Below are 21,145 nucleotides of genomic sequence, written 5' to 3'. Positions count from 1 at the left end.
TTACTCCACTTGGAAGTCTTGAAAATCTCTACCCAAATGCCATGCTTGTTTTAACATATTAAGGAAATCTCCCATTCTTTGAAGAGGAATTAAGTTAGGCCCATCACTAAGAGCCTTTGAAGGCTCAGGATGAGTCTCAATAAAAAAACCATCAATTCCCGTACTTGCGGCAGCTCTTGCCAGAATTGGGGCAAATTCTCTCTGGCCCCCACTGCTTCCGCCCTGACCTCCGGGCTGCTGTACTGAGTGCGTAATATCAAAAACTACCGGTGCAAACTGCCTCATGATCGGTAACCCTCGCATGTCAACAACCAAGTTATGGTAGCCCAAGGAAAACCCGCGCTCTGTGAGGCAGACATTTTCATTTCCGGTTGATCGGACTTTGGACACGGCATACTGCATATCCTCCGGTGCCATGAACTGTCCGCGCTTGATTTTTACAGCTTTGCCTGTTTGACCTGCAGCCAAAAGCAAATCAGTCTGTCGACAAAGAAAAGCCGGTATCTGAAGGACATCTACCACCTCAGCGACTTCAGCAGCTTGGTAGCTCTCGTGAATATCTGTGACCAAGGGAACATCTAATGCCTTTCCTACTCGTTGCAAAACTTCCAACGATTTATCCATTCCGATGCTTCGAAAAGAACCTGAGGAAGTTCGGTTGGCTTTGTCAAAAGACGCCTTAAAAACATAAGAAAAGCCATGTTCATCTGCCCAGGCTTTTACTTTAGTTCCGATTTCTATACAAATGTCATAGCTTTCGACCGCGCATGGTCCTGAGAAGAGCACGGGTTTATCCGATCCTAATACAATGCCCTTGCGGATATGCATTGGCTGGGTGTTTCTAATCATAATTCTTTCTTGGATAAAATTTCAATAAGTGGAATAAGCTGACCTCGAGAATGCAGCAGGATATCCCCGACTTCTCTGAATACTCCTTCCCCTCCATTAAAAGGAGAAACATAATGGCAATAAGCCTTCACATATGGCAAGGCATCAGCTGGCGAAACTGCCAAACCTACATTTGCCAAAATCGGCAAATCAATCAGATCATCTCCGATGTAGGCGACTTCATCCATGCTGACTTCAATCGTCTGAAGGATCTCTTCCAGTTTTTTTCCTTTGTCTTTAATTCCATGATAATGGAAATCAAACTTCAGTTCCTCACAGCGATTTTCCACTACTTGAGAAGCTCGACCGGTGATTGCACCAACCAGGATTTTTGCTTTCCTAAGGTGCTGAACGATCAGCCCATCTTTAACATTGTATTTTTTGTATTCTGTACCTAAGTCATCATAGATAATTCCTCCATCAGTCATCACGCCGTCTATATCCGTGATCAGTACTTTGATGGCTTTCGCTCGTTCAAAAACCTCCTCTGATACATGAGCAAAGTATTCGCTGATTATTTTTTCTGCTTCCATTGTACCGAGTAAAGATCCAATCTTCTTTGTTCCAAATTTCTGACACTTCCTGCTTTACGCTGTTTGGTAAGTAAATCCAAGTCTACATCGGCCACGATGATGGTTTCTTCGTTTTCAGAAGCCTGAGCTACGATCGCATCATGTGGGAAAGAAAAGTCAGAAGGTGAGAAAATAGCTGCTTGGGAATATTGGATGTCCATATTTTCAACTTTAGGAAGGTTTCCAACCGATCCCGTGATCGCAACATAACATTCATTTTCGATCGCTCTAGATCGTGCACAGGTGTTCACTCTAAGGAAAGCATTCTTCGTATCCGTCCAAAAAGGCACAAAAAGAATATCCATTTCCTGTTCTGCCAGAATCCTTCCCAATTCAGGAAATTCCACGTCGTAGCAAATCAAAATCCCGATTCTACCCGCATCGGTATCAAACACGTGGATTCCATTTCCACCCTGCAAGCCCCAATAGGCCGCTTCATCCGGTGTAATGTGAAGTTTATATTGTTTGTCCTGTGTTCCATCACGTCTACAGAGGTAGCTGACGTTTCGCAGTCTCTTCCCGTCATATTCCGGCATCGATCCCGCCACAATATTCACATTGTAAGACACTGCCAGTTCGCTCATTCGACCGACAATCTCATCGGTGTAATCAGCCAGATTACGGATAGCTTCAGAAGCATCCATGTCATTGAATTCTGCCAATAGCGGGGCATTAAAAAACTCAGGCAAAAGGCAAAAATCCGACTTATATCCAGAAACCGTATCGATGAAAAACTCTACTTGCTGCATCAAATCATCCACATTGGAGAATCGTCTCATCTTCCATTGAACCAAACCGAGTCGGACGATTGACTTTTTATTTCCTATGAGTTTTTCATCTTTTTCATAGTAGATGTTAATCCACTCCAGCAAAGTCGCATAAGCACGAGAGTCGGTGTCTTCAGGTAAATATTTGGTGATTACTTTCCGGACGTGAAACTCATTTGCAAGCTGAAAAGAAAGCACCGGATCAAAAATCTCCCGATTCTTCACCAAGTCGATGTATTTCCTTGGAGTCATCTCATCGGCGTACTTCGAATAGCCGGGAATTCGTCCACCTGCGATGATTGAACGGAGGTTCAGGTTTTCGCAAAGCTCTTTTCTAGCATCATAAAGCCTTCTACCTAGACGCATTCCCCGATACTCTGAGTGAACAAATACATCTGTTCCATACAGCGTATCTCCATCATCATCATGCGTGTCAAATTTCCCGAAACCAGTGATCTGATCATAGGTATGATTATCTCCGAACTTTGCATAATCCACCACAATACTCAATGCAGCCGCAATCACAACGCCGTTGTCTTCAATACAAATTTGTCCTTCCGGAAATACCTTGAGCTGATTTTTTAGCTCAGCTTTTGTCCATGCACCACCTTGATTTTTATAAATTGACACCATTATATCACGGATACCTTCATAGTCTGACAATTTGATATTCCGTAGTCTTAAGCGGTGTTCTAATTCTTCTCTCTGTTTACTCATAGGGTCAAAATTAAAAATATTCGGTCAATTATTTCAAAACAGACAACTTGGATGATCTAAATCAAAAGATTCTATTGAATTGAATTTGAATCAAAAACAATATTGGTTTTTAGATGTAAGATTAAATAGTTTAAGGGTCAAAATTGGTATTTAAAGTCCAATTTGAAAGTTTAAATTACAATCAGATATGGAAGAAAAAGGAAGTTTTTGGGAATGGCTAGGGTCTATATTAAATGAAAATCTCATCAGCCTAGGAGATTCAAAGCTAACCATTGGATTGGTTTTGACTTTAGTACTCTCATTCATAGCACTTTTTGTGATTTCAGAGTGGGTAAGGAGATTTTTGGTAAAGCAGGTTTTGAAAAAAAGCCAGATCGAAAAAGGAACCAAGGAATCTATTGGGACCATGGTCAAGTATTTCATCATTCTTGGGGGTTTTTTTTCAATCCTGCAAACCAATGGAATTGATTTAACTGCTTTTGGAGTCCTAGCTGGAGCAATTGGTGTAGGTATTGGTTTTGGTCTACAGAATATTACCAACAATTTTATCAGTGGATTAATAATACTTTTTGAACGACCCATCAAAGTAGGCGATCGAATTGAAGTAGGCGATGTAAACGGTGATGTTATTCAAATCAGTGCCCGAGCAACTACTGTGGTAACAAATGACAATATCAGTGTGATTGTTCCTAACAGTCAGTTTATAGACAGTCAAGTAATTAACTGGTCTCATAATGAACACCGAATCCGATTTAATTTCCCAGTTGGAGTCTCATACAAAGAAGATCCGGAGAAGATTAAGAAAATTCTTCTTGAAGTAGCTAAAGAAAATACCGGAGTTTTACAAAACTTAGAATCCGATGTCCTTTTCGATAGTTACGGCGACAATAGTTTGAATTTTAATCTTAGAGTTTGGACAAGTGAGTATGTAAACAAGCCAAAAGTGCTTAAGAGTCAACTATATTATGCTATCTTCAAACGATTTACTGAGGAAAAAATAGAGATCCCTTTTCCTCAGCGGGACCTTCACCTAAAATCTGGGTTTGAAAAATTAGAGAATTTGAGCTAATTTTAAAATTGTATTCGATAGGCAGAATTGCAATAAATTAATAATGAAAAGATTACTACTCATTTTATTTCTTTTCTCTTACTTTTCAGCATTCTCTCAGAGCTTCTATCGCTACAGATTTGAAGAGCCTTGGTCCATCTCAGCAGGCATTGGACCAACCCAATATTTTGGTGAACTTTACTCATTTTGGAAATACAACGAAGGAATTCAACCAGACTGGCATGCGAATTTTGCAGTAAACTATATTTTTGGAACGCACCTCAAGGCGAGATTGGAAGGAACTTACTATAAAATATCGGGTCAAGATCCCCCATCTGACCCGAGAGCTTTTCGAACGCCTAGAAATTTACATTTTCGAGCTACAAACATTGAAGTTGCCGCACTCATCGAGTACTATTGGCACCCTGTGAAAGTAAATAATATTACAAGGCACCTTTGGAATCCTTACATCTTTGCCGGAGTGGGTTTGTCAACCAATAATCCTCAAGCAGAGCTAAATGGCAGGTGGGTAGACCTTAGGCCACTCCAATTGGAAAACAATCCTTACAACGATAAAATCGTGGTATTTCCAATGGGACTTGGCTTCAAATACAAACTTAATGTCTACATGGATCTGAAGATCGAAGGAAACTATCGATTTACTTTGACCGATTACATCGATGACATCTCCGCCTTCAACATCAACGAATTTTACCTCGATTTGGTAGACGACTATATCACGGGTAAAAATCCGGATCGACTAAGACTAGCCATAAGGAATCCCAGTTTTGTTCTAGACAATGGTGAACCCGATGTCGATAAAATATTGAGAAATAATGGCAGGATACGACGCGGTTCCGGTCTTACACACCGATATGATGGGTATCTGACCGCCAACATAGGACTTGAAATCTACCTCTCACCCGATATCTGGGATAACTGGATCTTCAGAAACAGGATTTATGAGAAGCGATTTAGATTCTGGTAATCAAGATTTTACACTCAATACTCCAAATTCTGATTTGAATATCAGAGTCTCAGTCGTACCTACGATGTACGCAGATGTACGAGTGCGATTTCCTGAAGCAACTCCGACCAAGCGAATATCATTTTTGAGGCAAAATTCCCTGATCCCTTCCTCCACATTTTTATGGTTGTAAATGTGACGATGAATTACAAATTGCTCATGACCTTTGCCGAATTCAGCCATTTCTTGATCCGACTGGGAGGAATTGGTAAAATGATCCGGCGTATTCACATATAATAAATGAATGGAGGTTTTGAAGAGTTTGGCAAGTGGGAGAATTTTTTCAAAAGCAACTTTCCCAACAGGATTGAATACTGTGGCAAAAGCCATTTTTCGGAAAGCATTTCCATCAAGCGCACTTTTGACTGCTAGGACAGGACAATTAGCGAAGCGAAGAACTTTTTGAAGTGTTGATCCAACAAAATTGCCTTCGATATGGCCTTTCCCATAAGCGCCTAAGACGATCAAATCCGCGCCTGATTGCTCCGCAACTCTGATAATCTGCTCGTAAGGGACACCGATTTTGACTACTTGCTCTATATGTGCTTTTGCCGGCGCTACCGATTTTACATAACCGGGAAGAACCTCCATGGCTTCTTGACGCTCCTCCATCAATTGTGGATATTTTAATTTGGCTTCCTCTGAAAGAAGATCCCAATCAATTTCGGAAGGTATCACTGTGACACAGATGATTTTAGCTTGATTCTTAGCACAAATCCGCTGGGCAGTCTGTAGGGCGGCTAATGCATAAGTCGAGAAATCAAAAGGAACTAGAATAGTTTTCATATGATTATAATTTGATTTTTAAAGACCACACCCGCCTGCCGGCGGGCAGGTGGAATCTTCGCATGACAGATAATCATTCCTCTGTGTGACACCGACTGGGTCTTGCTTGATTTCATGACAAGTGGCTTATTGTTAGATCCTAAATTTCTTAATTACCGATCGAAAATCACTTGTGAAAAATCAGGGGAAAAAGTGATAAATATTAGGAAATTATTTTTTCGGAATGAAAATAACTCAACTTGAAATTGGAATGAAGGTGCAATATAATTTGTGAAAAAGACCAAAAAATTCCAATCTTTCCGATGGAAAACAACGGTATATTCCAGCCTATGGATGGGAAGTTTTCAGTGAAAATGAAGGAATAGCAGCGATTCAATTCAATGGCCCGAGAATGATGGGACTTAACCAATACCATTTGGGGTTGAGGGAGGATTTGGATGAAAGCTCCAAATTAAAGCTCGTGGGAATATTTATGGCCTTAATTCATCATTCACTAAAGAATACTATATATTAGAGCGTTAAAATCACTTTGAAAAAACAATGAAAATCTTCCTCAAAACATTACTTGTCGCAATCCTTGTTTTTTGTTCTATTACACTTTTTGCCCAAAGTCCGGAAGAAAAAATCAAACAAATGGGCTTGGTCATCCCTGAGGTAAGTCAACCCATCGCAAACTATGTCAAATGGAGACAAGTTGGAAACTTACTTTACCTCTCTGGCGCGGGCCCAAAAATCTATGGAAAAGTCGGGGCAGATCTGAGCACCGAACAAGGTTATGAAGCAGCACGTGCTACAGGACTGGAGATCCTTGCTGTACTCAAAGCTGCTACCGGGGACCTAAGTCGCATCAAGCAGTTTGTAAAAGTCTTGGGAATGGTCAATGCTACTCCAGAGTTCACCGCACAGCCTGCCGTAATCAATGGATTTTCGGACTTGATGGTAGAAGTCTTTGGAGAGAAAGGAAAGCACGCCAGATCTGCAGTCGGAATGGGTTCACTGCCAAATAATATGGCTGTGGAGATTGAGGTTATTGTGGAATTGGAGGATGAATAGGAAGTTGGGAAGTTGGGAAGTCGGAAGATTAGTAAGTAGTAAAGGTTAAGTGGTCAGTTTACAGTTTGCAGTTGCCAATTGTTCGGACTCTTAGTAGTGTTTCAGTCTTATTTCTTGTATCTAAAATCTTGTGTCTAGCCTCTGGAAGAGGCGAATCACTAAAACAAACTCCCCTGAAAAGCATGGCCTTCCAACTCCAGGAGGGCCTTTTTTTTGTCCAGGCCGCCGGCATAGCCGGTAAGATTCCCGTCGCTTCCGAGCACTCGATGGCAGGGAAGTACGACTAAAATTGGATTTGCCCCGATGGCAGCCCCAACAGCTCGAATCGCTCCGGGATTGCCTAATTTTTTGGAGATTTTCAGATAGGTAGTCGTCTGTCCAAAAGGAATTTCATTCATTGCTAACCATACTTTGCGCTGAAAATCAGTCCCTCCCAACCCGATCGGCATATCAAAAGTGGTTCGTTCCCCATTAAAATACTCCTCCAACTGCTGCACAGTACTCAACAGGACCTGATCCAATATCTCTCCATCCGTTTCCTCATCGGTAAACTTCAACTCAGAAAGACAACCTTCCCGGGAGCTGATTCGGATATTGCCATAGGGAGACGAGATGATTGCCATAGAGGGAAAAGGTTATTGGTTATTGGTTTGGAAAATTTTCAATGATCAAGTTTCAAGAAATCGATACTATGATCATTGCTCATTGATGATTGGTAGTACGAAATTTTCAATGATCAAACTCATCCCGATAACTATCGGGACAAGTTTCAAGGAACTGGAAACAGGTTTATTGCTCATTGCCAATTATCCATTGATAATTGGTTATTGAAAATTGATGATTGCTCATTGATCAGCTCATCGCCAGTCGATATTTCCATACTTCCTGAATCTGATCCACTTCTACTTCAAACGGAATGTAGATCGGGTTGGCCGAGCAGAGCAAAAGTTTTTGTTCTTCCTTGATTCGATTGTAAGCGATTTTAAAAGTGACACCATCTTGTTCGGTGACGATGACGTAGCGCTCCCCGTCTTTGATAGCCGTCCAATCATCCATGTACTCGCAGACAATCCAGGCTCCATCAGGAATCGGCAGCATAGAGTCTCCATCCACTTGGAAAACCCGGTGCTTCTTATCCATCGGAAGAAAAGGCAAAGCAAATCGTGGTAACTCAGCTATAAACTCCGGATCAGAAAACCCCGCCAAATAACTCGCCTTCACCTTTTGCGAGACAACCTCAATGAGTTCACGCCCTTGCTCATCTACGGTAGTTGCCAGAATCCGCAGCTTCCTGCCACGCAGAAACTGATCTGTCTCCAGCAGTTCCCGGAGTTTGAATTCAGAATAGGATGCGAGATCTTCTTTGATGAGAATATCGAGTGACACACGCAAGTAATCGGAGATTTTCACCAAGGTCTCAATCGGAGGAGTAATGCTGAGTTCGTATCCGGCAAGCTTGGATCTAGAGATTCCCAAGGCCTCTGCCAAAGCTTCTTGGGTCAGTCCTTTCTTTTTCCGGAGGAATTTGAGGTTGGTATTGATGGTCATTAGATAACGATTGTTTGAAATACTATTGAATACAGATCGGTTGAAAGATATGCTGCGCGCGATATTTTTCAAGATATGGCTGAAGCCAAGATAATTACCCCCTCCTATCTCGCGAAGCTTATCTCCTTATCTCGCGAAGCATATCTTCATTTTATCAGGCAAAGTATATTTCAATTTTCAAGAAAAGTTATTCAATGTAGGTATAAACCAATTTTTCAAAATTGATCAAGTGTCATAACCTGAATTTCAGTAATCCGCTGAAGACCTTTATCATTGGTGATGAACTGGATACAACCCGAATCAATTGCTACAGCAAGTTGTAGTGCATCCATAGGTTTCAAAAATTCATATTTACTTCGCATCAATGCAGCATGCTCAGCCATACTCTGAGTGATTTCAATCAATGGAATTCCAAGCCGATTCAGAAGATCTTGATATTTTTCGATCAGATCCAGCCTCTTGGTCTTTTGGGTCATCACACTGAACTCCATCAAAGTGATAACACTGGTGATCAACTCATCATTTCTTGCGATACTATTCAGGAACAAATCCTGAACCTTCTCCCCATAAAATGCATGAGATTCTACAAGATAGATAAACGGGGAAGTATCAACGAACAGTTTCATGCTCAAGGTCTGTCAATTTCCCGGAGTTGATCGGTGTATTCTTGAGCATCTCTCCCCCAAACTCCTTTCCCTAAACCTGCGAATTTTCCCAACGAATCCTTTGCCAACTGCAAGCGATCCGCCTGCTTCAGTAATTCCTGAAGAACTTTCTGAAGGTCCTCAGGCTCTAAGGCCCTGATTTCCTGAATTAAGATCTCAACTTTCGACATGATTGATTTTTTTGATTACAAGGCTATTACCCATACAAATTACGTTTTTTATTCTATTGAAGATTTGAGAGTTGGCGCTCATTGTGTGTGGGGTTTACATGGAAATACTATAGAATTCATATTGATTGAAAGATATGCTGCGCAAGATATATTCAAGATATAGCTAAAGCCGAGATAGTTCCAGCCCTATCTAGCGTATCATATCTCCTTATCTCGCGAAGCATATCTTCATTTTTTCAAGATAGCTACACAGCTACTTTTTCAAGATATAGCTGAGGCTAGGACAATTACACACTCCTATCTCGCGAAGCGTATCTCTTTATCTCGCGAAGCGTATCTTTTTTTTAATCTCGACAATCTGCGTCGCTAACAGACATCAAATTTATTCTTTTTGCTTAAATTATAAACATTAAAATGTTAAAATAATTAACAAAAAGTCATGGAAGGAAAGCGGAATATCGTGCATATGGATTTGGACACATTTTTTGTGTCAGTGGAGCGGCTTTTTGACAGCAGGCTGAATGGCAAACCCATTCTCATCGGGGGCTCCGGCGACCGGGGAGTAGTGGCTTCATGCAGCTACGAGGCACGGAAATTTGGAGTACACTCGGCCATGCCGATGCGGACGGCTCGGCAACTTTGTCCTGAGGCTATTCTCGTGCGGGGGGATTTTGAGAAATACAGCCAAAAATCCCACGAAGTCACTGAGATCATCCGGGAGAGTGTGCCGCTCTTTGAGAAATCTTCCGTGGATGAGTTTTACATCGACCTGACGGGGATGGATCGCTTTTTTGGCTGCTTCAAACTTGCCCATGAGCTTCGCCAAAAAATTATCAAACAAAGCGGTCTCAACATCTCCATGGGACTTTCGGAAAACAAAACCGTATCCAAAGTTGCCACCGGGGAAGCCAAGCCCAACAATGAAAAGCAGATCCCATTCGGTCAGGAAAAACCCTTTCTCGCACCACTATCCGTGCGCAAAATCCCCATGATCGGTGAGAAAACCTCCCAAACGCTCTACAACATGGGCGTCAAAAAAGTCCATACACTCCAGCAGATGCCAGCCGAGCTCTTGGAAGCAACTTTCGGGAAAAACGGAACTATGATCTGGGAAAAAGCGAACGGCATCGACCGCTCACTGGTCACGCCCTACTCTGAAGCCAAGTCGATCTCTTCCGAAAACACCTTCGAGCAGGACACCATCGATGTGAGGCTACTGGAAGCTACGATGATTGCCATGACCGAGCAACTCGCCTCCAAACTTCGCCAAAAAGGGCAACTTTCCGCCTGTGTGAGCGTGAAGATCCGCTACTCGGACTTTGAGACACATACCGTGCAACAGCGCATTCCTTACACTTCGGCAGACCATACGCTCCTACCTGTGGTGAAGGCGCTCTTTCGTAAGCTCTACAGCAGACGAATGCTGATCCGACTGATCGGGGTACGGTTCAGCAGCCTCGTGTATGGCAACTATCAGATCAAGCTCTTCGAAGACAGTCAAGAGCAGATCAACCTCTACCAGGCCCTTGACAAGCTAAACGTGAAGTACGGCGACAAAACCGTCTGTCGTGCCGTCGCCATGGGGGTGGGAAGACGGCGGTTTAATCCGTTTAATGGGATGGAAATTTGAAAATTGAGAAGTAAGAAATATAAAGTTTGAAGGGATAATTTGAATAACCTGCCAAACAGATTGTAGCATTTTTCCCACTCAAGAATGTATCTTTATAGAAATGCCAGAGATATCAAGATTCTACGGAATTATCATTCGAATGTATTTTCAGGATCATAATCCTCCACATTTCCATGCGGAATATCAGGGAATGAAAGCAGAATACGATATCAAAACTTTAGAAGTATTGGCGGGGAATCTTCCTAACCGTGCTCATGTTTTGGTGTTGGAATGGGCATCCAAGCACCGGGACAAACTACTCGAAAACTGGAAAAAATCTCAAATTCCTGCTCAACTTGAACGAATCGAACCCTTAGACTAAAATGATGAACGAAGTAATTGAAATTCAGGTCTTACAAGACTATCATGTTTGGTTACGTTTTCAAGACGGAGAAGAGAAAATAGTCAACCTTCGACCATTCCTAGGCAAAGGCTTCACCGCAGTGCTATTAGATCATTCGCAATTTGAAAAGGTATTTATCGAACCCGGTGGGGGAATAGCTTGGCAAAATGGCTATGACTTTTGCCCTAATTTTTTAAAAGAATTAAAAGGAGAAAAAATAGAATTGGCTTAAGATTTTTACTTTTTAGGTTTTTAATAAAAATCAGAAAACTCTTCGAAGACCGCCAAGAGCAGATCCACCTCTATCAGGCACTAGACAAGTTGAATGTCAAATACGGCGACAAAACCGTCTGCCGGGCCGTCGCCATGGGAGTAGGAAGACGGAGGTTTAATCCGTTTAATGGGATGGAAATTTGAAAATCCAAAAAAGTTGCCTCTAAAAAATAGAGGCAACTTCTAGCTAATATACCTATCTAAGATCTTAAAATAAAAATGATGAAGATCAAAATATTAAGTGTGTATTGGCTGATAATTTTCGATTTGAAAGAAGTATCCAAATCAAAAAAAGAAGATGGATTTATGGCTCGCCTAAATTGAATTGTCATAAATATCAAATTAAAGCCAACCAAGACACCGAGCACTATTTCAGAGAATTTAAATTCTGGAAATATCCGAAAAAGAATACCAGAAATTATGTAAACTAATACAGTCAAAACAGAGGCTCTGGCTAGGGCTTTTTTAAGAAGAATTTCCATATTTTTTTATTTAACACAATCGTAAAAGTCCCAAATCATCCAACCTAAAGCCACCCATCCTAAAGTTCTCTTCCCCACTAAAATCAAAATCTCTGCTGCCACCTCGGCAGAAGCTAAAGCAGCCGTATTTTTAACCAACTCTTTCACAGCACCAACACCTAAAACGCCAGCAACACAACTTCTAATTCGATCCCCATCTACACTTGTACTGGTAATCTGATTTGAAACACTAATTATGAAAGACAATTCCGCTAATTCTTGGTCCGAAAGGCTAAGAATTGACTGCTTATCGTCTTCAGATAGCGTGTTCCATACTGGAGAAGCATTAATCTGATCCAATAGCTGTTGATGGATAATTCTTCCATTTTCAACAAAGGGGTTCAAAACTCCTCCTATTTGTAGTTCACTGTAATCCATACTAAAAGCGAAAGCATTTGATTTTTGATCTCTACCCAAAACTTTGCTTAGTTCTTGCCCGATATGAATAACATCCTTGAAATCGAGGCCTTTTGGAACTTTGAATTCGTTGGAAATTTCAAGCTCATCATTATTAATTGGATTATCATGTTCGGTTATTGAACAACCAGAGAAACTGATTAAAATAATAACCGCAGGAAGTATACAATTTTTAAACATTTTTCAAAAGATATTAAATAAGTCTGTCATACTCTTTCCCTTTTCGGTTTCCGGGGCTACTCTGGATTTTTTTAAGTCGTTTTTCGCTTTCACATCCCCGACTTAGATTGGGTTGCCAACCCTACATTAGCTTCTTTTTTGAAACTAAAATATGGTGTGTGTGTGTGTGTGTAAGTCAAGGGGTCAAATAAAATTTTTAGCAAAATTTCAATCAACTGCTATAAAACAAGTATTAGTGGAGAAATTTTGAAAATGAAATTAATAAGCAACTCCCGGACTTCGACAAGCTGAATGTCAAATACGGAGATAAAACTGTCTGCCGGGCCGTGGCGATGGGCGTGGGAAGACGGCGGTTTAATCCGTTTAATGGGATGGAGGTGTGAAGTGAAGTAAGAAATCTAAAGTTTGAAAGGAGAAGTAAAGAAGCTTTGGAATGTAAATCCCCAATCGGGACCGAAAATAAATATGTAAATTCTCGATTACGATCGAAGAAAAACAGATTTTACACCAAATGAACCAATATATCTTCACTTCTCCCAGACTCGGTTTCCGCACTTGGCAGACCTTTGATCTGGATGATTTTGCTGCGATCAATTTGGACCCAGAGGTGATGCGCTTTTTCCAAAAACCTCTTTCCCGCGAGGAAACCCAAGCTATGATGAACCGCATGGAGCGGATGTTTGAAGAAAAGGGTTATTGCTATTTTGCAGTCGATCTGTTGGAGACCAAAGAATTGATTGGTACGATCGGACTGGGATGGAAAACTTTTGAATCGGATTTTACTCCCTGTGTAGATATCGGCTGGAGGATAGCCAAAAAATTTTGGAACCAAGGCCTAGCTACAGAAGGGGCTTTAGCTTGCCTGAGCTTTGCGCAGCAGAAACGTATCACCGAAGTGCTCTCGATGGCTTCAGTGGGAAATATCGCTTCGGTTAAGGTGATGATAAAGACTGGAATGAGCTTCTGGAAAGAATTTGACCATCCCGAACTCGAAAACTTCCCTGAAATTCAGCGCTGCAGTTTGTATCAGATAGCTTTTTGAACAGTTTTGATTTCCCACAGACCTGACTGCCGTCAGGCAAGTTTTTCATAGAAAAACTCACAGACCTGCCTACCGACAGGTAGGTTGACACGGGTTTTTTAAGGAAAAAATACAATTGAGCATACTAGGTTAAAAGTTCAATTCAAGGTATGATCCTTGACACACCTTTTCTCAGCGAACCCTGTATGACGGCAGGCAGGTCTGTGGTGAAAAACCTTTGCGCTCCTTCGTGTGCTTTGCGGCAAAAAACAGATCATTCCTTTAGCCCTTTTACGCCAAGATCTCCAGAAAAAAAGCTTTAGCTTTTCTCTCAATGACCTTGAAAATGACCTATTGAGCCTGCTAGTTTTGAAGTTCAATTAAAAGCCTAATCCTAAAAGCTCTTTTTCCTCTGAGAACCCTGCCTGACGGCAGGCAGGTCTGTGGTGAAAAATCTTAGATAAAAAAAGATGCCATCCCCTTGCGAGGATGGCATCAACTCCACCAACTTTAACCCAGCAATAAAGTTTTAAGGAGCCAAAAAGAGGGATGCAATTCCCAATACTTGATCTTTGTTCAAAGGCTCATCCCATGCTTCAGATACTCCTGCAGCATCAATTCCTGTCAAAGTGACAACATTTACTCCACCTTGAGTTACGATCTCTTCGCCAGCATAGATTGGTGTAGTGGCTGCAGGCAAGGTGCCAATTGAGGCATTTGTGATCCAACCTTTAACTGTATCTAGGCCTTTTTTGGTACGAAGGCGTCTTACTTGAGAAGCATGTCTCGCCTCTACTGAATGAATGGACAAAGCCGCAGTCAACACCACATCGCTTTCTTTCACAGCTGCAGCTTGTCCTTTATATGCTCTTACTCCCGTATCTTCAAATGCTTGCGCAAGTGCCAAAAACGTAGGATAATCCGTGAACGGTTGGAAAGCACCTTTCGCTGTAAAATCAAATTTTGGCTCTGCTACAGGCATACCTTTCAATACATTTCCTATTACTTCCTGCAAAAATTTCACGTGAGCCAATTCATGATCTCGAATTTTCTGGAAAACCACTCGATCAGCCGCCGCAACAACTCCTGAATCCAAAGCCATTTGGTAATATCTGTATTCCAAATGCTCAAGCGTCAAAGCAAAGTTTAAAGCACCAATCAGACTAGCTGTGTCTGCTTTGGCTATGTGAGGAATGGAAGTAAAGATGGACAATGGAACGGCTGCAAGAGCAACCTTCTTTCCAAAATCTCCAAACTGTCTAAATGCGTCTCTACGAGAGTAGAAACGGTCTTGGTCCTCGGCACTTTGCGTGTCCGGGCACATTGTATCTAATAATTTAATTAAATTCATGTCTTTTGTGTTTTAATAGTGGGATTACTTTGGAAGCTGACTGAAATCAATCTTAGTCCTTACGAAAGCACTGGCAGCTGTAAGCACCTGTGTGAAATTTAATGTACGCTCCAAACCATTTGCATCAATGATATCATTTCCTGCAAAATCCGCTGTACCTGGATTGATCAAATCTCGAATAGCCGCTGCGTGACGAGCTTCTACAGATACAATTTTTCCGGCGATTAAAAGAAAATCTGAACTTTCCAAAAACTGACCAGCACCATTATAAGCAGCTACACCCAAGTCTTCAAAAGTCTTGGCTGCTCCCAAAACAGATGTTCTGCTACCAAAGTCAATGCTGCTAAAATTAAACTCCAATACTCCGATGGCACTGGTGCCTAATGCTGCCTTGAAAAATTCCCGGTGCGCTCTTTCATGCTTCTCAAGATCTCCTATGATAGTTTTCTCTTCAGCATTTGCACTGGCAAAATAGCCTCCTTTCATTACCTCAGCATAATATGCAGCTTCCAATTGCTCTAAAGCATAAGCATAGTTCAAAATACCTGTATCCCCTGATCCAAGACTGACCATGCCATCAGGCATAATATCCTTATCATCATTACATCCTATCAAAAGCAATCCTGCTCCTGCGACTGTCATCGTTCCCATTCTCAGGAACTGACGTCTGTTTGCATTTTTCACCAAACCCTGCGGCCTGATCAGTTCATTTTCCATTGTGGTGTGTTTTAGGTTAATCACTTGGTTATAGTTTTTAAAAAATCAAAGGTTAGTTTGACCTGACTTTGATAATTCTCTAAGAAATACGAAGTCAAGTGAAAGGTTGGATTGAGTGGATTTATATCTTTTTTAAAATCTGATTTTATAATCCCTCATCTCAAATAATAAATTCTTTTAGCCAGCTATTCTGAAAACCCCCTCAGTTACCGCTTTTCATTTTATTTGAAATCAGCTTGAATTTAAATTTTGACTTAAACATCGATCAAAATGAAATCTTTCAACCCCAGCGGAGCAACAGCATTTGATCTTCAATCATTTTCAGGAAAAGTTGAAGAAAGTGGTAAAAATATGGAGACCCGTGTCAGTGGTGGAGGTGGCGGAGGTGCTACATATCAAGGTACAGGAGGCACAGCACCTATATCCATCACATCCAAAACCGTGATTCATGATCAACTTTTCCTTACCAATAAAGAAGGAAAGGAAAGGTCCTTTCAGCTTCAGGATTTCAACCTTGCCTGTCGAAAAGGCAATGAAGTCACAGTTTTCTGGGGAATCAAAAAAGGAAAGTCGAATGGAAGTTACCTTGCTGTCAAAAATCATACAACAGATCAGGTGTTTTTTGATGAGGGAGAAGTCAAAAAGATGTTCCTCAACCTTACGGTGCAGATCCTTCTGATTCTTGGGGGAATCGGTATGATTTTTATTGTGCCTTTTTTAGGTTATATCGGAGGAGCAGCTCTGTTTTTCTTTGCTTGGAAGAGGTGGCAAACCGCCAAAAAGGAAGCAGAGGACTTCAAACAAATCATTCACCAAATGTCATATCCATAATAGCTGAATTTCGAAGGAAAGCCAAAATTTTTTCATTAGCCTGCCTCGGTCTGTGTGCTTATAGACCGAAATTGGAGTTAGGTGGTCTGTTAGACATAGACTGCGGGGTAACAGAATTTAATCAAAGCGTACGAGAAATGGCCTTTTCCTGATAGCTTGATTCCGAAGGAAAGCCTTTAATTTTAAGGAAAATCTATCAGCTATGAAATTACTATTGATAAGCATTTTTCTACTTTTCTCAGTCAATTCCACTTTTGCGCAGCAAAAAATCTCTACCAGAGAGATGGATCGCATCAACTGGATGGAATTCGCAGAGTTTGTTCCAGATAAAATCAATACAGTCTTGCTACCTACTGGAACCCTAGAACCCCACGGCGTGATCAATAACGGTGCAGACAACACCGCTCCTTTTGCAATGGCAATGGACATCGCCGAAGGATTAAATGCCATGGTCGCTCCTACCCTGAACTATGGCATTACTGGTTCGATGGCAGCATTTCCCGGAGCATTTCAAATCTCAGAAGAGGCATATGCACCATTTATCCGGGATATTTTGAAAGGCTTGGCAAAAAACAAATTCAAAAACATCATTATCCTAAACGGACATGGCGGTGGACAGACTGCCGTTCTCCAAAAAGTAGCCGCAGAAGTAGCTAATGAACTTGGAATCCGGACGCTTGTAATCAACTGGTGGTCCTACGCTTCAGATGTGACTTTGGAAGTTTTCAAAGAAGATGGCGGACATGCTGGATTAAATGAGACGGCTTATATCCAAGCAATTGACCCGACGTTGGTTCACAAGGAGCGTTACAATCCCGATCAAGCCACAGCTTATCCCAAGCCTAATACTTGGTCAGCCGTACCCTTTCCATCCTCTATCGGATTATATCAGGAAGGGCAAGGCTACCCTAATTTCAATCAGGCACAAGCGGAAGAATACTTCAGAAAAGTCAATGCTAAAGTGGCGGGATTGATTAAAGAAACAATAAGGAAATGGGATTTGGCGGGACTTTGAGAAGTACGATTTTTGAAGTACGATTTACGATCTGGAACTTAGCATCAATCCTTTCGAAGAGGCCGCAATATACAATCACTTATCAAGGTAGTTCGAAGATTTTAAAATTCTGAATGACGAACACTGAATAAAAGTGTTTGAAGAAATGCTTAAATTCTAGCCAATGTTTCTTTCCGACCAGACATACCAAAATCTTTCTGCCTCTGATTTTCAGATTGGGGAATATGAAGCCTGCACCTTTGTAGGCTGTAATTTTTCCAATCTAAATTTTCACGGTTGCAGTTTCGAGAATTGCAGATTTCAGAACTGTGATCTGAGTAATGCCAAGGTTTCATCTGTCAGTTTTAGGCAGGTAAAATTTGAAACCTGTAAAATTCTCGGAGTTCATTTCAATGCAGCAAACCCATTTTTGCTGGAATTCAATTTTGAGGGTTGTCAACTGGATTATTGTAATTTTTTCAACCTCAAACTCAAAAAATCCATTTTCAGGAAATGTCGGTTACTTGAGGTGGACTTTTCTCAATCTGATTTATCGGGAGCAGAATTTCAGGGTTCAGATTTTTCAGGTGTAGTCTTTGACCGAACAAATCTTGAGAAAGCCGACTTTCGCCAAGCCCAAAACTATCGCCTCGATCCCGAAACCAACAAAATCAAAGGCGCAAGATTTGACTTGGAAGGCTTGCCGGGGTTGTTGGGGAAATATGGGATAAAGGTGGGGTGAAAAATAATTTTCAATGTTCAATGAGCAAACTCAATGTTCAATATTCAATTTTCAAGGAAAAAGCACTTGACTATTGGTAATTGAGAATTGACCATTGGTATTTGAGAATTGAGAATTGACCATTGGTAATTGAGAATTGCTCATTTCTTCATATACCCATCCCTCACCGCTTTAAACTCCGACCCGGCTTTCCATTCCGGCCATTTGTCAGAGTTGGCTAGGCTTTTTCCAACATGGTAGAGTAACTGCACATCATCTACTGCACCATCAAGATTCCATCGCTCAGGATCATATTGTTCGTTAGGCTTGTGGTAATAATTGGCCACATAATCGTCTTGAAGCGATTTTCCGTATTCCTTTCCCTTTTCGAAATGGTCGATTCCCGTTCCGAAATACAAGGCTGGAATTCCGATTTTGGCAAAGTTGAAATGGTCTGAGCGGAAGTAGTAACCTGCAACTGGATTGGGTTCGGGAGCACTGTATCGACCCAGTTTTTCCAGTTCTACATCAAGCAAGTCTTCCATTTCACTTTGGCCTGCACCAATGATAGATACGTCTTTCATTTTCCCGTAAGGGTTGATTCCATCCATATTGATATTGGCGACTGTTTTTTCTTTGGGATAAATTGGATTTTGGGCATAGTATGCCGAACCCCAAAGCCCTTGCTCTTCAGCTGTGACAGCTAGAAAAATTACTGTTCGATCAGGTTGAGCATCTGTTTTAAAGGCTTTTGCCAAAGCAATCAATGCTGCAGTTCCTGAAGCATTATCCAAAGCTCCATTATAAATGCTGTCTCCTGTTTCATCTGGTTTGCCGATGCCAAAGTGATCCCAATGCGCAGTATAAATCAAGTATTCATCGGGTTTGGTTTTGCCGGTGACTTTGGCCACCACATTTTGGGAAACATTGTATTCAGCTTCCACTTCCATAGTTGCAGAAAGATTAACTCCTAAAGGAATGCCTTGAAAACCTGGCTTTCTGGCTTTCGCCAAAAGCTCACCTTCATTCTGCCCCGCAAGTTCAAATAGTTTTTTAGCTGTGGGAAGTGTGATCCATCCTTCAAAGCCCATTTTGTAGGCTTCATTTCCCCGGTCATCCAAATAGAGAATCGGAGCATTGTGTTTGCCTTGAACCACATTAAATCCATAGCCTGCAGGAATGGTATTGTGGACAATCAGGCAACCTAAAGCCCCTTGCCTCGCCGCCTCCTCATATTTATAGGTCCAGCGACCGTAGTAGGTCATGGTATTTCCTTTGAAAAAAGAGGCATCTTCTGTTCCGAAACCTGGGTCATTGACCAAAACCACGACGATTTTGCCTTTGACATCCAGTCCGGCATAGTCATTCCAGCCATACTCGGGAGCCACGATTCCAAAGCCAGCGAAGACCACTTCTGCATCTTTGACTTCTACCAAGGAGTCGGTTTTCTGAGTCCAGACGACAAAATCCTTAAATCCCTCCAAGGAAATGCCTTTGCTTGCATTTTTCAATTCAATATTCCCAACAGGCTTACTGACGATAGATACCATAGGAACATCCTGAAAGTAGGAATCTCCATTTCCCGGCTCCAGACCCAAGGTTTTGAATTCAGATTCCAAAAAGGAGGTGGTGATTTTTTCTCCTTCAGAGAAAGGCATTCGTCCCATAAATTCATCTGAAGAGAGGGTAATAAGGTTGGGCTCCAAGTCTGATACTTGAAATTGGTACGTTGAATCTTTGGGAGCTTGACAGGCGGAAAGCCCAGCAGAAATCAAAAAAGCAAATACAGGAGATTTCTTCATACTGTTTAGTCGGGGGTTGGTGGGGAAAATTGGGTAATAAAACCCAAGTTAAAACTTTTATAAGTTGATTTCCTGAAGTATAGATTCTATTTGGAAAGGAGACATTGCTTCAAGTGAAAATTGGTTTACCTTTGTGACCTAGCGGCACGACCAGCTCCTGCTGAATCCCCCAGGTCCGGAAGGAAGCAAGGGTAAGCGGTTGTAGCGGTGCGATGCCGCTTCTTTTTTGCCCTAAATTTTCCGATTCATCCACTTTTTGGAATTCCTAATCCTGATTTATCTTCTAACTTTGCTCACACGCCAAAAGTAAATCAATTTTAAGCTTGCGCGTTTTGCCAAGCATTCACCAAAAAACCTATATATATGAAATTCTTTATTGATACCGCCAATCTGGACGAAATCCGCGAAGCCTATGATCTCGGCGTCTTGGATGGTGTGACTACCAATCCTTCCCTGATGGCCAAAGAAGGCATCACCGGCGATGAAAAAGTTAGAGCTCATTATAAAGCAATCTGTGACATTGTTGATGACAAAGTTTCTGCTGAAGTGATTGCTACTGACTATGCCGGAATGATACGTGAGGGAAAAGAACTGGCAAAAATCGATGACAAAATCGTCGTGAAAATTCCAATGATTAAAGACGGCATCAAAGCCATCAAATACTTCCACGGTGAAGGAATCCGCACCAATTGTACACTTGTTTTTTCAGCAGGTCAGGCAATTCTTGCTGCCAAAGCCGGGGCAACTTACCTCTCTCCCTTCATCGGACGTTTGGATGACATCTCCTTCGATGGCCTTGAACTGATCGGACAGATCGTTCATATCTATCAGAATTACGGATATGAGACAGAAATCCTTGCAGCATCCGTTCGTCACACTATGCACCTGATCAAATGTGCTGAGTTAGGTGCCGACGTCGTTACCTGTCCACTTAAAGTAATCACAGGATTACTCAAGCATCCACTTACCGACTCAGGTCTGGCACAGTTTCTGGCAGACCATGCTAAAGCAGCCGGAAAATAATTCTACAAAGAGGCTGTCTCATTAATACCGATTGTCACATT

General features: G+C 41.6%; 23 protein-coding genes and 1 other RNA gene. 12 read left to right on the top strand and 12 right to left on the bottom strand.

Features of this window, described 5'->3' with window-relative positions:
* The 3 genes from kdsA to ACK4HU_RS08190 are packed head-to-tail and all read right to left on the bottom strand — an operon-like array spanning window position 1 to window position 2,944.
* Window positions 1-849, bottom strand: a complete 849-nt coding sequence (gene kdsA / locus ACK4HU_RS08200) for a 3-deoxy-8-phosphooctulonate synthase (RefSeq protein ID WP_409805347.1) — start codon at window positions 847-849, stop codon at window positions 1-3.
* Window positions 846-1,421, bottom strand: a complete 576-nt coding sequence (locus ACK4HU_RS08195) for a KdsC family phosphatase (protein WP_409805344.1) — start codon at window positions 1,419-1,421, stop codon at window positions 846-848. The genes kdsA and ACK4HU_RS08195 overlap by 4 nt, the downstream gene beginning before the upstream one ends.
* On the bottom strand, window positions 1,403-2,944 hold the full coding sequence (locus ACK4HU_RS08190) for a GNAT family N-acetyltransferase (protein ID WP_409805341.1): 1,542 nt from the start codon (window positions 2,942-2,944) through the stop codon (window positions 1,403-1,405). Before ACK4HU_RS08190 ends, ACK4HU_RS08195 begins: the two co-directional genes overlap by 19 nt.
* 187 nt (window positions 2,945-3,131) lie before the next feature.
* Here ACK4HU_RS08190 and ACK4HU_RS08185 point away from each other — a divergent pair, with 187 nt between their 5' ends.
* Both ACK4HU_RS08185 and ACK4HU_RS08180 read left to right on the top strand, forming a co-directional pair.
* Window positions 3,132-4,013 carry a mechanosensitive ion channel family protein gene (locus tag ACK4HU_RS08185; RefSeq protein ID WP_409805339.1) on the top strand — a complete coding sequence of 294 codons (882 nt, stop codon included), beginning with the start codon at window positions 3,132-3,134 and terminating at the stop codon, window positions 4,011-4,013.
* A 43-nt stretch (window positions 4,014-4,056) separates the two neighbouring features.
* Window positions 4,057-4,980, top strand: coding sequence for a hypothetical protein (locus ACK4HU_RS08180; RefSeq protein ID WP_409805337.1), 924 nt, complete (start codon window positions 4,057-4,059; stop codon window positions 4,978-4,980).
* Here the strand turns inward: ACK4HU_RS08180 and ACK4HU_RS08175 are convergent, their stop codons facing one another.
* Window positions 4,981-5,805, bottom strand: coding sequence for a universal stress protein (locus tag ACK4HU_RS08175; RefSeq protein WP_409805334.1), 825 nt, complete (start codon window positions 5,803-5,805; stop codon window positions 4,981-4,983).
* A 540-nt stretch (window positions 5,806-6,345) separates the two neighbouring features.
* Between ACK4HU_RS08175 and ACK4HU_RS08170 the strand changes: the two genes are divergently transcribed.
* The gene (locus ACK4HU_RS08170; protein WP_409805331.1) at window positions 6,346-6,858 is read left to right on the top strand and encodes a RidA family protein; all 513 of its coding nucleotides are present in this window, start codon (window positions 6,346-6,348) and stop codon (window positions 6,856-6,858) included.
* A 158-nt stretch (window positions 6,859-7,016) separates the two neighbouring features.
* Here the strand turns inward: ACK4HU_RS08170 and ACK4HU_RS08165 are convergent, their stop codons facing one another.
* From ACK4HU_RS08165 to ACK4HU_RS08150, 4 genes are all read right to left on the bottom strand, one after another.
* Window positions 7,017-7,481, bottom strand: coding sequence for a methylated-DNA--[protein]-cysteine S-methyltransferase (locus ACK4HU_RS08165; RefSeq protein ID WP_409805328.1), 465 nt, complete (start codon window positions 7,479-7,481; stop codon window positions 7,017-7,019).
* Between the two features lie 229 nt (window positions 7,482-7,710).
* Window positions 7,711-8,406, bottom strand: coding sequence for an XRE family transcriptional regulator (locus ACK4HU_RS08160; protein ID WP_409805325.1), 696 nt, complete (start codon window positions 8,404-8,406; stop codon window positions 7,711-7,713).
* Window positions 8,407-8,621: 215 nt separating this feature from the next.
* Complete coding sequence (locus tag ACK4HU_RS08155; RefSeq protein ID WP_409805322.1) at window positions 8,622-9,032, bottom strand: type II toxin-antitoxin system VapC family toxin; 411 nt, start codon at window positions 9,030-9,032, stop codon at window positions 8,622-8,624.
* A 2-nt stretch (window positions 9,033-9,034) separates the two neighbouring features.
* Window positions 9,035-9,241, bottom strand: coding sequence for a hypothetical protein (locus tag ACK4HU_RS08150; RefSeq protein WP_409805319.1), 207 nt, complete (start codon window positions 9,239-9,241; stop codon window positions 9,035-9,037).
* Window positions 9,242-9,680: 439 nt separating this feature from the next.
* Here ACK4HU_RS08150 and dinB point away from each other — a divergent pair, with 439 nt between their 5' ends.
* From dinB to ACK4HU_RS08135, 3 genes are all read left to right on the top strand, one after another.
* Window positions 9,681-10,871, top strand: coding sequence for a DNA polymerase IV (gene dinB / locus ACK4HU_RS08145; RefSeq protein ID WP_409805317.1), 1,191 nt, complete (start codon window positions 9,681-9,683; stop codon window positions 10,869-10,871).
* A 100-nt stretch (window positions 10,872-10,971) separates the two neighbouring features.
* Complete coding sequence (locus ACK4HU_RS08140) at window positions 10,972-11,232, top strand: DUF4160 domain-containing protein (RefSeq protein WP_409805314.1); 261 nt, start codon at window positions 10,972-10,974, stop codon at window positions 11,230-11,232.
* A 1-nt stretch (window position 11,233) separates the two neighbouring features.
* Window positions 11,234-11,485: a DUF2442 domain-containing protein gene (locus ACK4HU_RS08135; protein ID WP_409805311.1), complete on the top strand. Its 252-nt coding sequence runs from the start codon at window positions 11,234-11,236 to the stop codon at window positions 11,483-11,485.
* A 529-nt stretch (window positions 11,486-12,014) separates the two neighbouring features.
* On the opposite strand, the gene ACK4HU_RS08130 is transcribed toward ACK4HU_RS08135, so the two are convergent.
* The gene (locus ACK4HU_RS08130; RefSeq protein WP_409805308.1) at window positions 12,015-12,644 is read right to left on the bottom strand and encodes a hypothetical protein; all 630 of its coding nucleotides are present in this window, start codon (window positions 12,642-12,644) and stop codon (window positions 12,015-12,017) included.
* 511 nt (window positions 12,645-13,155) lie between these two features.
* On the opposite strand from ACK4HU_RS08130, the gene ACK4HU_RS08125 reads away from it, so the two are divergent.
* On the top strand, window positions 13,156-13,686 hold the full coding sequence (locus ACK4HU_RS08125) for a GNAT family N-acetyltransferase (RefSeq protein WP_409805305.1): 531 nt from the start codon (window positions 13,156-13,158) through the stop codon (window positions 13,684-13,686).
* Window positions 13,687-14,194: 508 nt separating this feature from the next.
* On the opposite strand, the gene ACK4HU_RS08120 is transcribed toward ACK4HU_RS08125, so the two are convergent.
* Together ACK4HU_RS08120 and ACK4HU_RS08115 are read right to left on the bottom strand one after the other, a co-directional pair.
* On the bottom strand, window positions 14,195-15,016 hold the full coding sequence (locus tag ACK4HU_RS08120; RefSeq protein ID WP_409805302.1) for a ferritin-like domain-containing protein: 822 nt from the start codon (window positions 15,014-15,016) through the stop codon (window positions 14,195-14,197).
* Between the two features lie 24 nt (window positions 15,017-15,040).
* Window positions 15,041-15,733 (bottom strand): ferritin-like domain-containing protein, encoded by a 693-nt coding sequence (locus ACK4HU_RS08115; protein ID WP_409805299.1) that lies wholly within the window; start codon window positions 15,731-15,733, stop codon window positions 15,041-15,043.
* Between the two features lie 270 nt (window positions 15,734-16,003).
* Here ACK4HU_RS08115 and ACK4HU_RS08110 point away from each other — a divergent pair, with 270 nt between their 5' ends.
* The 3 genes from ACK4HU_RS08110 to ACK4HU_RS08100 all read left to right on the top strand — a co-directional run bounded on the left by ACK4HU_RS08110 (window position 16,004) and on the right by ACK4HU_RS08100 (window position 18,300).
* Entirely contained in the window at window positions 16,004-16,564 is a 561-nt protein-coding gene (locus ACK4HU_RS08110) for a hypothetical protein (protein WP_409805297.1), read from the top strand.
* 202 nt (window positions 16,565-16,766) lie between these two features.
* On the top strand, window positions 16,767-17,579 hold the full coding sequence (locus tag ACK4HU_RS08105) for a creatininase family protein (protein WP_409805294.1): 813 nt from the start codon (window positions 16,767-16,769) through the stop codon (window positions 17,577-17,579).
* 163 nt (window positions 17,580-17,742) lie between these two features.
* On the top strand, window positions 17,743-18,300 hold the full coding sequence (locus tag ACK4HU_RS08100) for a pentapeptide repeat-containing protein (protein ID WP_409805292.1): 558 nt from the start codon (window positions 17,743-17,745) through the stop codon (window positions 18,298-18,300).
* A 140-nt stretch (window positions 18,301-18,440) separates the two neighbouring features.
* Here ACK4HU_RS08100 and ACK4HU_RS08095 read toward each other — a convergent pair whose 3' ends face one another.
* Complete coding sequence (locus ACK4HU_RS08095) at window positions 18,441-20,081, bottom strand: M28 family metallopeptidase (RefSeq protein ID WP_409805290.1); 1,641 nt, start codon at window positions 20,079-20,081, stop codon at window positions 18,441-18,443.
* 138 nt (window positions 20,082-20,219) lie between these two features.
* On the opposite strand from ACK4HU_RS08095, the gene ffs reads away from it, so the two are divergent.
* Both ffs and fsa read left to right on the top strand, forming a co-directional pair.
* Window positions 20,220-20,306: signal recognition particle sRNA small type (gene ffs / locus ACK4HU_RS08090), an RNA gene on the top strand.
* Window positions 20,307-20,444: 138 nt separating this feature from the next.
* A complete protein-coding gene (gene fsa, locus ACK4HU_RS08085; protein ID WP_409805287.1) occupies window positions 20,445-21,104 on the top strand; it encodes a fructose-6-phosphate aldolase in 660 nt (219 codons plus the stop codon).
* The last annotated feature ends 41 nt before the right edge of the window (window positions 21,105-21,145 follow it).

Source organism: Algoriphagus sp. (assembly GCF_046296635.1).
Lineage (GTDB): Bacteria > Bacteroidota > Bacteroidia > Cytophagales > Cyclobacteriaceae > Algoriphagus.
This window is presented reverse-complemented; position numbering and strand designations above follow the sequence as displayed.